14 protein-coding genes are annotated in these 16,226 nt (G+C 34.4%); 5 read left to right on the forward strand and 9 right to left on the reverse strand.

Annotated features, from left to right (window positions below; genetic code table 11):
- Nucleotides 1-20 precede the first annotated feature (20 nt).
- Nucleotides 21-260 carry a helix-turn-helix domain-containing protein gene (locus ACIQ7L_RS15175; protein WP_335359416.1) on the reverse strand — a complete coding sequence of 80 codons (240 nt, stop codon included), beginning with the start codon at nucleotides 258-260 and terminating at the stop codon, nucleotides 21-23.
- Between the two features lie 193 nt (nucleotides 261-453).
- Between ACIQ7L_RS15175 and ACIQ7L_RS15180 the strand changes: the two genes are divergently transcribed.
- Complete coding sequence (locus ACIQ7L_RS15180) at nucleotides 454-822, forward strand: hypothetical protein (RefSeq protein ID WP_400570335.1); 369 nt, start codon at nucleotides 454-456, stop codon at nucleotides 820-822.
- A gap of 276 nt (nucleotides 823-1,098) precedes the next feature.
- Here ACIQ7L_RS15180 and ACIQ7L_RS15185 read toward each other — a convergent pair whose 3' ends face one another.
- From ACIQ7L_RS15185 to ACIQ7L_RS15195, 3 genes are all read right to left on the reverse strand, one after another.
- Nucleotides 1,099-2,193, reverse strand: coding sequence for an S-layer homology domain-containing protein (locus ACIQ7L_RS15185; RefSeq protein ID WP_400570337.1), 1,095 nt, complete (start codon nucleotides 2,191-2,193; stop codon nucleotides 1,099-1,101).
- A gap of 402 nt (nucleotides 2,194-2,595) precedes the next feature.
- A complete protein-coding gene (locus ACIQ7L_RS15190; RefSeq protein ID WP_400570339.1) occupies nucleotides 2,596-3,072 on the reverse strand; it encodes a hypothetical protein in 477 nt (158 codons plus the stop codon).
- A gap of 175 nt (nucleotides 3,073-3,247) precedes the next feature.
- The gene (locus ACIQ7L_RS15195; RefSeq protein WP_400570340.1) at nucleotides 3,248-4,183 is read right to left on the reverse strand and encodes a TcaA NTF2-like domain-containing protein; all 936 of its coding nucleotides are present in this window, start codon (nucleotides 4,181-4,183) and stop codon (nucleotides 3,248-3,250) included.
- A gap of 848 nt (nucleotides 4,184-5,031) precedes the next feature.
- On the opposite strand from ACIQ7L_RS15195, the gene ahpC reads away from it, so the two are divergent.
- Both ahpC and ahpF read left to right on the forward strand, forming a co-directional pair.
- On the forward strand, nucleotides 5,032-5,595 hold the full coding sequence (ahpC, locus tag ACIQ7L_RS15200; RefSeq protein WP_400570342.1) for an alkyl hydroperoxide reductase subunit C: 564 nt from the start codon (nucleotides 5,032-5,034) through the stop codon (nucleotides 5,593-5,595).
- Nucleotides 5,596-5,609: 14 nt separating this feature from the next.
- The gene (gene ahpF / locus ACIQ7L_RS15205; RefSeq protein ID WP_400570344.1) at nucleotides 5,610-7,136 is read left to right on the forward strand and encodes an alkyl hydroperoxide reductase subunit F; all 1,527 of its coding nucleotides are present in this window, start codon (nucleotides 5,610-5,612) and stop codon (nucleotides 7,134-7,136) included.
- 151 nt (nucleotides 7,137-7,287) lie between these two features.
- Here the strand turns inward: ahpF and ACIQ7L_RS15210 are convergent, their stop codons facing one another.
- On the reverse strand, nucleotides 7,288-7,893 hold the full coding sequence (locus tag ACIQ7L_RS15210) for a methyltransferase (protein ID WP_400570346.1): 606 nt from the start codon (nucleotides 7,891-7,893) through the stop codon (nucleotides 7,288-7,290).
- Nucleotides 7,894-7,979: 86 nt separating this feature from the next.
- Nucleotides 7,980-9,086 carry a M20 peptidase aminoacylase family protein gene (locus ACIQ7L_RS15215; RefSeq protein ID WP_400570348.1) on the reverse strand — a complete coding sequence of 369 codons (1,107 nt, stop codon included), beginning with the start codon at nucleotides 9,084-9,086 and terminating at the stop codon, nucleotides 7,980-7,982.
- 256 nt (nucleotides 9,087-9,342) lie between these two features.
- Here ACIQ7L_RS15215 and ACIQ7L_RS15220 point away from each other — a divergent pair, with 256 nt between their 5' ends.
- Both ACIQ7L_RS15220 and ACIQ7L_RS15225 read left to right on the forward strand, forming a co-directional pair.
- Nucleotides 9,343-10,452: a mandelate racemase/muconate lactonizing enzyme family protein gene (locus ACIQ7L_RS15220; RefSeq protein ID WP_400570350.1), complete on the forward strand. Its 1,110-nt coding sequence runs from the start codon at nucleotides 9,343-9,345 to the stop codon at nucleotides 10,450-10,452.
- 13 nt (nucleotides 10,453-10,465) lie between these two features.
- Entirely contained in the window at nucleotides 10,466-11,170 is a 705-nt protein-coding gene (locus ACIQ7L_RS15225) for a GNAT family N-acetyltransferase (RefSeq protein ID WP_400570352.1), read from the forward strand.
- Nucleotides 11,171-11,258: 88 nt separating this feature from the next.
- Here ACIQ7L_RS15225 and ACIQ7L_RS15230 read toward each other — a convergent pair whose 3' ends face one another.
- From ACIQ7L_RS15230 to ACIQ7L_RS15240, 3 genes are all read right to left on the reverse strand, one after another.
- Nucleotides 11,259-12,803 carry a DHA2 family efflux MFS transporter permease subunit gene (locus ACIQ7L_RS15230; protein ID WP_400570354.1) on the reverse strand — a complete coding sequence of 515 codons (1,545 nt, stop codon included), beginning with the start codon at nucleotides 12,801-12,803 and terminating at the stop codon, nucleotides 11,259-11,261.
- A gap of 553 nt (nucleotides 12,804-13,356) precedes the next feature.
- Complete coding sequence (locus ACIQ7L_RS15235) at nucleotides 13,357-15,012, reverse strand: hypothetical protein (RefSeq protein ID WP_400570356.1); 1,656 nt, start codon at nucleotides 15,010-15,012, stop codon at nucleotides 13,357-13,359.
- Between the two features lie 456 nt (nucleotides 15,013-15,468).
- Nucleotides 15,469-16,188, reverse strand: coding sequence for a hypothetical protein (locus tag ACIQ7L_RS15240; protein WP_400570358.1), 720 nt, complete (start codon nucleotides 16,186-16,188; stop codon nucleotides 15,469-15,471).
- Between the last annotated feature and the right edge of the window lie 38 nt (nucleotides 16,189-16,226).

Consider the following 16,226-nt stretch of genomic DNA (forward strand, 5'->3'; position numbering starts at 1 on the left):
TAGTTCATGCCGGATTAAGTTTAATCTTCGTCCTTAACATCCATATCTTCTGGAATTGGTTCATTTAATATTTCTTCTACTAATTGTTTATATTTTTCCATCTGCTCTAGATGTGTATTGAACTGTTCTTTATTCAACAAATACTGTTCACCATCATACACAGCACGGATGCGTTTTTGCTGAACTAATTCTTCAACATACGACTTCGGAAGATTTAAATATTCAGCAGCCTCTTCTATCGTTATATACAATGCTTTCATCCCTTTATTATTTTTTTCATATACATCATTCATCTTACTTTATTATAGGCTACTTTTGTAAACAAAATAAAAAGATTTTGTAAATACAAATCAAAAAGCAGGTGGATGCATTCCAAATATTGTATAATAATATAGTAAGTGTTTTTTAAAATATAGATGGTATTTATCCATTTACACAAAGGAGAGTTAACACATGGCTACTCATCACATCATTACAATGCTAGAGCAATCATTACGAGCTGAAACCGAACAAACAGCTTCTCATCTAACTAAAGCTTTACCAGAAAGACTTCTTGAGCAAACAAAAGTTGCCAATGAAGACGGAAACTTTCACACAATTGGAGAATGGTATAAAAATCATTTCTTATTCCAACAAGATGATTTCCTTTGGGCTAAATATGCCTACTATGATGCATACTGCACAGCATTACAAAATCAAGGCCACCTTACAAAACGCGTGCGTCACATACTAGAATCTTTGGCTAGAAAGCACGGGAAACAATATATTGCTTCCATACAAAATATACAATTTCCTGATCAGCGTGAAAAAGGGACCGCATAATTTGCCAAACGCCAGGATAACCGTAACACAAACTACTTGGTCTCTGGAAAGATTCACAAATAAAATGTTCACGTCTTCGTATCCTCTTTTTTCAAAAATATAGTAACAAGACGTGAACTTATGAAACTGGTGTTATAAAAAATGATAAAAAACATAGTAAAAAGGAAAACACCCAGCTTACTTCCCTTTTTTATAAAGGTCGAAAGGTAACTGGGTGTTTATATATTACTAGAGAAATTCCTTATTTCATCATTTATATTTCTTGTAACTTATTAACTATTCATTTTTCAACATATCAACGCGTTGAATAAAACCATCAGAAAAGCTGAAATAAAGAGAATAGCTTCCACGATTATATACAAAGGCCACACTATCCATACCTTCTTCAATTCCATCTGGTTCACCAAACCACTCTTTTAATTCCTTGATAGAAATATCCATCTTTACCCATATATATCTAACTTTCGAAGGATACATATCAAGATTATAATCTCCATATACCGCTGTATTAGGTGCATCACATTCTGTGCATACTGCTTCGTGCCACACATCAGGCGCCCCAAATTCTTGTTTCACCTCAGATATATCTTTTCCCAGTACATCTAAGTCAAAGGGACCAAACTTCCCATCCTTTAAAGCTGTTGCTAACACTTGTTTCAGTTCTTGTTTTGTGTTGATTTTGAAATTATAAGATGTGTTCTTTGCTATTGTATTATAGAAAAATTGTGCATACTGCTCACGCTTCACAAGCATGTTGCCATTAAAATTACCTGCCTCGTCACCTTGTGCTATACGGTTACTACGCAGCGCATTTACAGATTCATAGGCCCAATGACCTTGTGGTACATCTTTAAAGTTCTCTTGTCCTTTTGATTCTAAATGAAATGCTCTTTGTAATACTACTGCCATCTCATACCGAGTTAATACATCATCTGGACGAAATGCCCCTGTTCCATCACCTGTCATAATTCCAGCTTGCGCAATGGCTTGGATATCCTCTTCAAACATATGATTTGTAGTATCACTAAACATACTCCCCTGTTCATCGTCTGCTATTAAGCCTAAATGCCGATTAATTAAAGAAGCTACCTGTCCTCTAGTAACATTGTCCCCAAAGCCAAATTTCCCATTTCCATATCCCTTAAAAATCCCTGCTGCTGCTAAGTAGTCAATAGCATCTTTTGACCAGTGGTCCTTCGGTACATCTGTAAATACAGTGTCCTCATTGCCAGCTACCTTATAGCTATTTTTATCAAAGCTTGCTTTCGTAGTTGTTTGTGCATTTGCTGTGCCTACCATCATTGTAGTTGCTAGCGCTGCGGTTACTACTAATCCCACAATTTTTTTAACTTTACTTGTTTTGCTCCCCATTTGTGAAAACCTCCCCTATTTATTTTAAATTTATTAAATAACCTTATTACACATCTAATGTAACTAAATAATTACATTGTAATTCTAACATATAAATAACGATTATTTACCATAAATTTCATAATATGGATACCCATTCTATTATCTATATAAAACTTAATCATGATATCTAGACAACAAATATTTATCTCTATTCAAAATGGTACATTTATATATGGTAATCATAAGGTTTTTCTAAAAAATAAAATTCAAGCTATCAATAAATAGCCATCAAAATTGAGAAAACAATTTTGATGGCTATTTATGTAACAGTATATACTTCTAACTAATACTGATAGGTTTGTTCTAAAGGATTTATTATTGTAACAGAATTATTAAACTACACTCATTTTATTTACACTTTTATACTGTTTCAATGACTTTTGAAAATATCTTTGACAAAATTTTTTCAAAGCGATACTGCTCTAGCCCTGGTAAGTTCTTCTTTGATAAATTTATCCCCCACTCCGGCTTACTCTTCTGCCCTTCTTTTTTATAGTCACGACTAACGAAAGTACCATTTGGGCTCTCCCATACTTTTGAAGGTATAAGATAAAAATCAGCCTCTTTTCCTTCATTCAGTAAAACTAATGCAACAAATAAATTATCCCTAAGTGAAAAAACATGTTTCTGTAAAAATACGTAACCTAATTCTCTACAAGTTTTAACCTGAATATCGTAATATTTTCCATCTTTTCTTATTATAAAATCAATTGCTTTATCATCAACTTCAGATGTATAAACATCAAATCCATAAAGTGTAAACTCCATTTTTGTAAGATATTCTCCGTAACGCCCTACCTGTAGTTTGTTTAATTCTTTCAAACTATATTTATTCAACACATGATTCCCCCTAAATTTCTATACGCACTAAATAAATTTCTTATTTGAATCCATATACTCTTATGAACTTAACTTAATTCGGTTTCGACACTAGATTTGAAATAGGTGTCTATATAGTAAGCATAATATTTTAATGCAGAATTATGAGTCAAAGAAGGAATATCCCCTTTCATCAATGCTCCTTCAAAAGCTCACTTATCACCAGTTTTCCATTTTCTAATAACTTAATTTTATACCGATTGTTAAAACTTTTAATTTTAGTAGTACCATCTCCGTATGTAATTCCATACTCTTCATAAGCAGTTACTATATATTCTGTTTTGTTAATCGGCTTAATACTGTCTACTTGATATGTTAATAATGTCTCTGAAATATTTTTATCATTTATATACTTAATATATTTTTTACTTTCTAGGTATGCTTTTCCTTTCGGTTCTAAAAAATCTTTTATATATGAAAAATCATTTTTCCTAATTGCTTTCATTCCGGCATCTGCATATTTCTCCATAAAAGCTCGAATTTCATCTTCTGATACTTCTTCCTTAGCAGGCTGATCTATTTTAGAGTTATTTTCTGAGAAATCTTCTTTCTCCCGTTCTTTTTCAACCGTTGTTATCTGCTCCTCCTGTTTCCTTGGCTCCTTTTTTAGCTCCCCCTGAGACTCAAGATATAAATACATGGGGGCCTTGTCTAAGTCCTCATATAAACCTTTCATAATTGTAGGAGCAAATGGTCTGTCCCCACGAATAAACTGCTGATTCATTATATTATATGTTGTAAGAAGTTTTATTACATACTTGACCAGCTGCTGCTCAGATTCTGTATATCCGTGTTTATTAGGATCAATCTCATCTGATAATAATTTCTCATAATTCCGATAAAAACTTAAAATGAATTTATAGTCTTCTCTGGAAATGGGTCCTCGTTCACTCCGGACAGGGGCACCTTTTGCAATTTCATCTGTAGCATTAGAAATGATATATATAATTTTTTGGCTCTCCTTATTAATTTTTGAATCAGTTTCCTGATAAAAATAGTGTTTATACGCGACATAACCTCCCACTGAAATTACTATAACCAACAATGTAAATAGACATTTTTTAACCACAGCTTCCTCCTTATTATTTATAACCCCATTTTTCTTCTCTTTAATAAAGAACTAGCCACTACAAAAATAGCGAATTATCTATATAAATTATATATTAGATTATATAGTTTTATAATTTATATATTTAAATGCCGCACAAGAATTTTGCACACTATGAAAAGGAGTAATCCAACAAATTCAATTGATTACTCCTTTTTATATTTTATCCATGCCTATCTCTTACATAAAGTGAAGCTTTAATCAGTGAGGATTTCATCCCCACTGATTATTAGCCCTCACCGATTGTGCTTTTATAAGCAGTTGATCCCCCACCTAACTTCTTTGCTCTTTCTGAATTTTTGGTGGGGGTTTTACAGTCCATTAATGCGGGATAAAAGCATAGCACTTATTATTGACCATCCCCCTCAAACCTCTTCGCCAATGTTACCCTCCCTTCCCGGGGCAACAATCTTGGCTCTCCAATACATTTCGTTTAATCATAAATTTGCGCGCACAACGAAAATGAAGATGAAATTAGAGTTGAAATTTTAAAAGCGCTTGCCAATAAAGGTCATCAAAAAATTATACTTGCTTGATATAAAAAGTGAAAAAATGAGTCACGAGAAAATTAGGGAAAATTTCAAATAATAGATTTTACCAGTATCACACCCATTTTAAGAGAAAAAACCTTACATTTCAAAAGCAATTGATAATTAATTTCAATAAAGTTATACATTTCCCTTGACAAAATAAACAATTTTATATGATAATAAATATCGAATTAGAATTATTATAGTTAATTAGACAAATTACTTTATGAGCAAGATAATTTTTGCTACTCATAACTTACATTTAGGAGGAATTTTAATATGTTATTAATCGGCACAGAAGTAAAACCGTTTACAGCTAACGCTTATCATAATGGAGAGTTTATCCAAGTTACTGACGAAAGTTTCAAAGGAAAATGGAGCGTAGTTTGCTTCTACCCAGCAGACTTCACATTCGTATGCCCAACTGAACTTGAAGATTTACAAAACCAATACGCAACTCTAAAAGAGCTAGGCGTTGAAGTATACTCTGTATCTACAGACACTCACTTCACACATAAAGCATGGCATGATAGCTCAGAAACTATCGGTAAAATCGAATACATTATGATTGGTGACCCTACTCGCACAATCACTAGTAACTTCAACGTATTAGTTGAATCAGAAGGTCTTGCTGCTCGTGGTACATTCATCATCGATCCAGACGGCGTTATCCAATCTATGGAAATCAATGCAGACGGTATCGGCCGTGATGCAAGCATCCTTGCTAACAAAATTAAAGCAGCACAATACGTTCGCAACAATCCAGGCGAAGTTTGCCCAGCTAAATGGAAAGAAGGTTCTGCAACACTTAAACCAAGCCTTGACCTTGTAGGCAAAATCTAAGGAGCGCGATCAAAATGATACTAGATGCAGATATAAAAGCACAATTAGCCCAGTATCTTCAACTGATGGAGAACGATGTACTACTTAAAGTTAGCGCAGAATCCGATGACGTATCTAAAGACATGCTAGCTCTAGTAGATGAATTAGCTACAATGTCATCCAAAATTAAGGTAGAGAAAACACAATTAGAGAGAACGCCAAGCTTTAGTGTGAATCGTATTGGCGAAGACACTGGAGTAACTTTTGCTGGTATCCCTCTAGGACATGAATTCACTTCATTAGTGTTAGCTTTACTACAAGTTAGTGGAAGAGCTCCGAAAGTGGAACAAAAAGTAATTGATCAAGTAAAAAATATTCAAGGTGAATATCATTTTGAATCTTATATCAGTCTGAGCTGTCATAACTGTCCAGATGTTGTGCAAGCACTTAACGTAATGAGCGTTCTTAATCCTGGTATTACACATACTATGATTGACGGCGCTGCATTCAAAGAAGAAGTAGAAAGCAAAGACATCATGGCAGTACCAACTGTTTACCTAAACGGCGAATCCTTCGGCAGTGGTCGTATGACACTTGAAGAAATTCTAGCTAAAATGGGTAACGGTCCTGATGCATCAGAGTTCTCTGATAAAGATCCATACGATGTTCTTGTTGTTGGCGGTGGCCCAGCTGGTGCAAGTGCAGCAATTTATGCAGCACGTAAAGGCATCCGCACAGGTATCGTTGCTGAGCGCTTCGGTGGTCAAGTGATGGATACTATGGGTATCGAAAACTTCATCAGTGTAAAACGCACTGAAGGACCTAAGCTAGTAGCAAGCCTTGAAGAACATGTAAAAGAATATGATATTGATGTAATGAATTTACAACGTGCGAAACGTTTAGAAAAGAAAGAACTTATTGAAGTGGAACTTGAAAACGGCGCTGTTCTAAAAAGTAAGAGCGTAATCGTTTCAACAGGTGCTCGTTGGCGCAATGTTGGCGTACCAGGTGAAGCTGAGTTCAAAAACAAAGGTGTAGCATACTGCCCTCACTGTGACGGTCCACTATTCGCTGGAAAACACGTAGCAGTTATCGGCGGCGGTAACTCTGGTATTGAAGCAGCAATCGACTTAGCAGGTATCGTAAAACATGTAACTGTTCTTGAGTTCATGCCAGAACTAAAAGCTGATGCTGTATTACAAGAACGCCTTTACAGTCTTCCTAACGTAACTGTTCTAAAGAACGTTCAAACGAAAGAAATTACTGGTACTGACACAGTAAACGGTATTTCTTACATCGATCGTGAAACTGAAGCAGTTCATCATATTGAACTTCAAGGTGTATTCGTTCAAATCGGTCTTGTGCCAAACACAGATTGGTTAGGCGACACTGTTGAACGTGTTCGTGGTGAGATCGTAACAGACAAGCACGGTGCTACAAACGTACCGGGAGTGTTTGCTGCAGGTGACTGTACAAATAATCCGTACAAACAAATTATCATTTCTATGGGATCAGGTGCTAATGCAGCTTTAGGTGCATTTGATTATCTAATCCGTAACTAATAAATAGACTCAAAAAAGCAGGTGCCTAAGGCATCTGCTTTTTTGAGTCTATCGAGAGAGTATTACACCGTATAATAGTAAATCAAATTATATCGGCGATAATTCAAATATATCGACTTAACAACAAATAACGACAAGTATATTCTTCCACTTATCCTAATCCATAAACTAAAAACCGCTCATTCCCATTCTTCTCATAAACTTCCGGCAATCTAACTTCCTTTTTCAACTCAAATGCCGTCTGATTCTCTAAAAAGAAAATATAATCCTCCGATGGATAATACAAAATAATTTCAATGTCCCTCTCTACTTCTTCCACCGAAAGCAATATGTTGTTTACCACATTCATAAATACCTGCACAGAGAATGGATTGAAAAAATAAAACCGATTGTCACGTGGGTCAATCTCATACTCTTGTGCTAAGCAACATTGAAATTGAATTTTATCTTTACTGTTTCTTGCCTTCTTCGCATAACGTTCACAGTTTTCCATTGCTTCTTTATAAAATGTTTCATTCATTTCGATCCCAACTGCTGAAGCACCGCACATATGATGAATATAAAAATTTAACCGCCCTTTTCCGCACCCAAAGTCTACAACTCGATCACTACTTTTCATTTCATATTGATTCAATAATGTTTCTAATCCGCTATATGGCGTTGGTTCGTAGCGATGATAATGTAAAGATTTATTGAATCCTTTTTGTTCTCCTACTGTTTTTATATTTAATACTGCGTCATAATATTGTTCGTTCATTGATTTTCTCCTATTAAGAAATAATATTTTTATTATACACCACAGAAAAAAGCCCGATAAAATCAGGCTTTCACTTTAAACTAATATTATTTTAAAACTTCCAATACCGTTTGCTTCAAGATTTGTACTCCATCTAATATACAAGCTCGGTCAAACGTCATGTGAGGATGATGTAATCCTGGTTTTAAATTCGCACCTAGCCCTAGCATAACAGCTTTTAAATGCGGCTTTTTGACCGTATAATAATGAAAATCATCACTTCCCGCTGTGCGAAGTGGTGCAGTGCATCCTTCTACTCCATATGTTTGCAGAATCCCCTTACGAAGGAACTGTTCCGCTTCTTCTGATACTACTGCTCCAGGTACATAATCGACCCAATCATAAGAAATCTTTACACCCATTGATTCAGCTGATTGAATAACTTGTTCTATCTTTTTCTTCAGCTCTTCCAACAATAAATTGTTTTCTGCCCTTACATCTAAAGCAAAATGAGCATTCCCAGGAATGATATTTAAACTTTCACCGCCTGCTTGGCATCTCGTCATTTTAACGGAATAGGAAAGTTGCGGCGAAAACCATATATTTTTTAATCCCATATTAATCATCGTAACGACATCAATTGCGTTCGTACCTTGGTGTGGCCGGGCACCATGAGCGTCAGTTCCAACTATATGGGCTTCTAAAAAGTCAGCTGCTCCGTGCCGAATGGATGGTGCCGCTTGTTTCAATGATAATTCTTCTATTGGTCGTAAGTGAACACCGAATAAGAAATCAACATCATCCACAACACCTTTCTCCACCATTTTTAAAGCTCCACTTCCCTTTTCTTCTGCGGGCTGGAAAATAAATCGAACTGTTCCTGTTTGCCAATTCGCCTGTTTTAACTGTAAAATAAGCCCCATTACAATCGTCATATGCGCATCATGACCACATGAATGATTTGCTTTAAACTCTCCATCTACTTCTTGCCATAATGCGTCCATATCACCTCGAATCGCGACAACTGGCTTCCCACTTCCCATTTCTGCGATTACTCCAGGACAATCATCAAATGTTTTATAGGAAATGCCTTCTGCCTCTAAAAATTTCGTAATATAAGCAGTCGTATTATATTCTTTCCAGCTCACTTCAGGATTCTCGTGTAAATGTTGAAAAATTTCGCTTAACCGATCCTGCAAATCTACTTTTTTCACCGTTGTGCTCTCCCTTCTCACATCGCAACCATTCTCTGAAAACTGTATTGGATGCTAAACAACCTTTTTATTGATAACAATCCTGTTTCTCAAAAACATATTGAATATTCGTTTAAATGTCAAGGAATAAACACTGATAATTCATAATTGTCCTCATATTACTTTTGAAATATAATATGAGAAAATACCGGAAGAGAAAATCACATCAGCTATCTCAAATTCACGAAAGCATTGTAAACAGAAAGGGGCCTTTTCATTGAAAATTACATCTATTCATCTTTACGCAATTCGTTTGCCACTTCGCGATCCATTTATTATCAGCTATGGTACTTATCATGATATGCCTTCTATTATTGTAAAAGTTGAAACAGATGAGGGCATCATTGGTTACGGAGAAGGAGTAGCCGACGAGCATGTTACAGGTGAAACATGGGAAAGTACCTTTCATGTTTTAAAACATACATTAGCTCCAGCTCTAATTGGTGTAAATCCAATGAATATCGAGACAGTACATGACATCATGAATCAAACGATATACGGGGTTCCTACCGCAAAAGCTGCGATTGATATTGCTTGTTTTGATGTAATGGGGAAAAAATCAAATCAGCCCGTATATCAATTAATTGGTGGCCGTTATCATGGAGAGTTTCCCATTACTCACGTTTTAAGCATCGCTTCTCCAGAAAATATGGCAGAAGAAGCAGCTTCCATGATAAATAAAGGTTATCAATCCTTCAAAATGAAAGTCGGAACAGATGTCAAAAAAGATGTAGAAAGAATTGAAGCTGTACGTGAACGAGTCGGAAATGATGTCGCAATTCGCGTTGATGTAAACCAAGGTTGGAAAAACAGCGCTAACACATTAACCGCATTACGTTCGCTTAAGCATTTGGACATTGATTGGATTGAACAGCCTGTTATCGCCGATGACATTGATGCAATGGCTTATATTCGCTCGAAAACAGACCTTTCACTTATGATTGACGAAGGATTAAAAGGGTCACGTGAAATGCGCCAAATTATTCAAAAACAAGCTGCTGATAAAGTGAACATAAAATTAATGAAATGCGGCGGTATCTATCCAGCTGTTAAACTGGCTCATCAAGCTGAAATGGCCGGGATTGAATGCCAAATTGGTTCCATGGTCGAATCATCTGTTGCCTCTTCGGCAGGATTCCATGTTGCTTTCTCTAAAAAAATCATTACAAGCGTTGAACTAACAGGACCATTAAAATTCACAAAAGATATTGGGAACCTTTCCTACGATGTCCCTTTTATTCGCTTAACAGAAAAGCCTGGACTAGGCGTTAATGTCGATGAAGATGTACTCAATGAATTAACTGTTTTTCAAGATGTTGTTCGCTAAAGGAGGTCATAACATGAACATTCTTTATGAAGGAACGTTAAAACAAAACGAGCAAGCATTCACGGTTGCTCCATTATCGTTACAGCACATCGAGCAAATCTTATCCGTACAAGATGATGTCATTGAGGCACTAGAAAACAAAGAAAATTTACAACCTCTTACATTAGAAGAATTTCAAAATATATTAAACGGAAATGGCTTAATGATTGGTGCATTCGTAGGCGAACAACTCATCGCATTCCGTGCACTCTTAGTTCCATCTATTGATGAAGACCATTTAGGATTGGATATTGGCTTAACAGGTGAAGAATTAGAACGTATCATCTATCAAGAAGTATCAAATGTTCATCCAACTTACCAGGGAAACGGGCTTCAAAAAATATTAGCGAAAGTGATTATGGCTCAATTAAAACAGTTAGATAACAAATACGATTACGTTTGTTGTACAGTTGCACCGTTTAATATTCCTAGTTTAAAAGATAAGTTTGCTCAAGGGATGGAGATTGCTGTGCTGAAAGAAAAATATAGTGATCGATTGCGTTATGTGTTTGTGAAAGAGTTGCAGAGTGAGAGAACAAAAGAATGGATGAACATAGAAAAGCTTCTAATGAGTGATATTGCTGGGCAGAAAAGGTTGCTGGCGGAAGGTTATCGTGGGTATGAGATGGAGTTTTTTGGTGGGGAGTATTGGGTGCGGTTTGGAAAGGAAAATCACTAAATTCGTCACACCTCAATTATTATCAGGTGAAGTGTTCTCTAAAATCAAAGGTGCCCCCTTCATAAAGGAGGCACTTTTGATTTACTTATTAACCTCTAACAAATCCACCTGCTCCAGCCTTTTTCTTATTGTCCTTTTGCTCAACCTTATAACGATCTCCACCTACAAATAAGGAAACAAGAAGCCCAATGATACCAGCTATTATTGCCAATATAAAGCCCCGGTGCAACGCTGTTTCTAATGCCCCTCTCAGAAATTCTACTAGTTGAGGAGGAAACTGTGTATGATTTTGCATCAAGATTTCTGGTTTTGCTAATTTATCAATTTGATTAGCCGGCATTTGAGAGGATGCTGCAAAATCCACCATCTTTTCTTTTAAATCATTGTTTACAATAGTTGCTGTAATGGCCGCTCCCATCACACCACCAATACTTCTCCAAAATCCCACAACCGATGAAGCAATCCCCATATATTTCATATCGACGGATTGAGCGACGGCATTTTGCGCGACACTCATAAGTGGACCAAGAACAATCAGCCCCATTGTGATCATGACGAGTGTCACTGTCAATTTTGATGTATCATGTGTGATGGTACTAAGCATATAAGCTTCAAATATTCCAAACGCCATGGAAATTACCATAATAGTACGGAAAGGCACTTTCGTACAAAGGAAACCTCCTAAAATCGCACCAATCATAATCGGAAACATCATCGGTGTTAATACACCATTTGAATTTTCATTCCCAATAATAGCTACTGAAAGAATGGGAAGATACGTAATCGCAGAGAACATGATTGCCCCCTGACAAAATACAACAATACTTGTACCTAGCACCATTTTATTTTTAAATATGGAAAGAGGTAAAATCGGTTCACTGGCCTTTCTTTCCACTAATATAAACAACACAATCGATATCACCGCTGCACTGAACATTCCAATGATTTGAACAGAGTCCCAGGCATAATCTTTCCCGCCCCATTCTAAACCAAGAAGAAGTAAAACAGTTGAGGCAATTAATAAAATCGTTCCAAGATAATCAACTTTTGGTTTATGTTCTGACTTAGATTCTTTTAAAGAAAACAATAAAGTAATAATCGATAAAATGCCAAAAGGTACATTTACATAAAAGCACCATCTCCACCCTAACCAAGAGGCTTCAGAAATCCAAGTACCGATTTGTGGTCCAAGGACTGAGGATATACCAAATATCCCGGCAAACACACCAGACATTTTCGCAGCTTGCTTAGGATCTGTAGAAATTGAATAAATGATTGTGAATGAAATCGGAAAAATAGCTCCTGAACCTATCCCCTGAATAACACGATACGCAATCAACTGGTCTATATTTTGAGCAGTTCCGCATAATGCTGATCCCACTAAAAATAAACTAATCCCAATTAAATAAAATAATTTCCTTCCAAATAAATCGCTCATTTTCCCAAATACAAGCATCGTACTTGTTGCGGCAAGCATATAAGCCGTAAAAACCCAGCTCATTTTATCAAATCCACCAATATCCTTAATGACTTGACTAATACTCGCAGAAACAATGGTATTATCCAGAGATGACATAAAAAGTCCTAATGCCATAGCTAATATTACAAAAGGCATTCTTTTGTTCTTTTCCATTATGCTCTCCCTTCATCCCCCATTTTTTCAATCCTATCCACTCAAATAGAATAACACTTTCACATTGAATAACAATAAAATTTGGAAGTGTTTTTCTGACAAAAAACTACTTCGTTTGTCACCCAAAACAGCTACTGGCTATAATTATGCCTTGAAATTTAGACTATGTAGATTAATTATTGTTAAAGAAATGTATTGATTCTATGTTTCTGTAGATATAAAGAGAAGCCCACTTCCAGGAAGGAAGTGGGCTTCTTCTTATTGAAGGACGAATGTTGCTATGCATTCTACATAGCTTGAATAGTGATCGTAGACAGTATGATGTAGTGGTACTTACCTTGTATACTTTCTAAACAGTTATGTAACGATTCACCATTTTAAATATTTTCCATACTGAAATAGAGAATACACCGAAGACCAAATAACTAAGAGGCCCTTTCTCTGCAAGAGTCTTTAAAGAATAATGGTTTTTCCATTCTCCATAATGTACATCAAGATCGATTCATCACATTACAGTATTCAAACTTTACAATAAATGATCTGTTCGTCCGTATTACTCCTGATCAGTCATAGAGCATAGATACATAAAATAATCCATCATAAGATTAATTTCCGGTCTAGGTATATAGTCCAACACAAATGTTGCATATCCATTTCCCAAATTATGAATTACATTACCATCTCGAGAACCATTAAATTCTCCGTAACGCAAGTAAAAACCAAAACATTCCAACTCTTCAGCACCCATAGCTTGAACCCCTAAATAAGATTTAATTCTATCTCTTACATATTCAATAAAGTATTCTTGATTCTTTTTCATAGATTTTATTTTATTTAAGATATGTTCCAAACTAAATATATCAACAACCCAAGGATAATCCTTATCACTATCTTCAAACTTAAGATACATGTTTACTCGATTTGATAGATTTAAGTAATTATTAATAGTTATACATACCATTGTCACTTTTGTGTGGTCATAATCCCTTAAATCCAATATCAATTTTCGTGATTCCCTCTTATCACTATCATAATACTTACACTTTTTAGTTCTTATGTTATTTTTGACTCTCCAACCTTGTTTATAAGCCTTTTGAATAACTCTGTTAAAGTTTTGTTGCATTCTCTTATCAGATTTTTGAGAATCTCTGAATGGCTCTTTCAAAACTTCAGATTTGCATTCAAAACACAGTATATATTCACCAAAAACAACAATAATATCTTGTTCAGCACCGCTCTCATCATACAAGCTAAAATATACATTATTTTTCCCAAAAAAGTTGGACAACAACATATAAGTGTATTCTTCAACAAAAAGGTCTTTTCTACCAATCATTTCATCATGCTCTAATAAGTAATTCCAAAACTCATCAAGTATAAAACTTGAGCGAGGAAAGAATATTCTTCCTTTATGAGTAACTCCTAATGAAAAATTCTCCTTATAGTATTTGTCAGTTGGATAAGTTAACACTATCTCTTTTTCATCTCTCAATTCAGGAAAAAATTTACTAATAAATCGCTTATCATTAACGCCAGATCCCCCCAAAATCTTAGAGAATTCTTTCACAGAAAAGCTGGTCAGAAACCCCTCATATTTATAAATCTTTTTTTCGTATAACAAATCACTAAATATATTTTTTGTTGTATTTTGATACACTAAATCATATAAGATACAAATTAATAGACCTTTCTCAATTTCAAGTGCTGTAAGTTTATCTTGATTAAATATTTCATCAATTATTGTTCTGTTTATTTCAATTGCACGTAGATATTGAAACCAAGAGGTATTCGGATAGTCAAAATGATAACTAAGAAAATTGTGAGGATGAAAATTTCGTAAAGCTATATGAATATCATCCTGTTCTTTCTTTTGATTAAACTGTTCCATACAGTAATAATCATAGATTTTAATAAGCTTTTTCCTCAACCACTCAAGTTCAGCTAATCTATTCTCAATTTTTTTATTGCTTATAATTGACGAATGTTTTTTATATAAGTAAAACAATCTATTTAACAATTTGGGAGAAACTCGTTTATCTCTCCCTTCAAAGGCATATCTCGTATTATCCATAATTAAACTATTTATCAACCAAAATACTTCAGACGGTCTATACTCTCGGAATCTATTTATTATTTCCTTAATTTCATCTTCAATTTTATAATTCTTAAGTTCAAAGTTCTCTTCAAATAATTTCCGCTTGCTCTCCATTAATTCCTCCACTAAATCATAATTTGCAATTACACTTTATTACTGACAATATTATTTTAATCTTAAACAAATGCACAGAAGTCATAATAATACCTATATCAAACAAATCTACTAAATCAGTCATTAAGAATTCTTCAATATCTTTATAAAGGATGGCAACCCTAAATTATTTTAATCTGCACTACTTTTATTTTTCAAATAAAAATATATAATGTATCTTACTCAATAAAGAACTCCAATCCTCTTGAATGATTCACATAGAAGATATCGTATGGTATAGGTTGATAAACATACCTATTCTTACTTTTAACAAATGCACTTACAAACTTTCAAGAAAACCGGACACAAGAATTATTATTATATGACTCTCTAAACTATTGATGAACTGTTGTTTCTGAACCTCCAAGATTTTCATGAAAGTGAATATCTCTTGGATGATTCACATTATAACTAACTCTAAACTTTAACATTTTCTATTTTTATCTGTAATGCTGATGTTCCTATTGAATTTAGAATCTTTTCTATATCTGTTTCATACAATGGATTGGGGTTATTGTAAGCCATCAACTTTAGAACTGATTCTACACCATTATATTCAATTACCTTTCCGTATTTCTGCTGATAATAATCTAATGATAATATTGTAAAACTCTCTACCAATACAATATAAATTTTTTCCAATTCCTCAATATTCGTTTTTAAAGAGCCCTCCCTTTTTATTTTTAAATAATCTAAATCATAATGAGCAATAGACTTATTTCTTATATCCGTTAACTTTTTTTCTAATTGATTAATTCTTTTTATCCCATTCTTATATGAAGTATTATTGATATATTTGTTGATTTGTGACCTAAAATCTTCTTTGCAATTGTTATATAAAAATTGCTTTAGATAAGGAAAACCGCAATTGGTACCCTTTTTCAAGTTAGGTTTATCAAAAAACAATTTATTTGTAAGTAGTACCATTGTTTGAATTGAGTTATAAATAAATAACTGTAAAAATGTTAAATCCATAGCGTTAATCCCACTATATGGAATTTTATTTTTAACAAATGGAATAATTTTTTTGATGCAGTATAGGTTTCCATGAAAAACTTTAATATCATTTTGTATTTGTTCTAACAAACTTGAATAAATTTTTTTATTCTCTTCAGTAAAAATATCTATATACTTCAATAGTATCCCCCCATTTTCATACTTACTTATTACTATGT

Source organism: Bacillus sp. NPDC094106 (assembly GCF_044764345.1).
In the GTDB taxonomy this organism is placed as follows: Bacteria; Bacillota; Bacilli; order Bacillales; family Bacillaceae_G; genus Bacillus_A.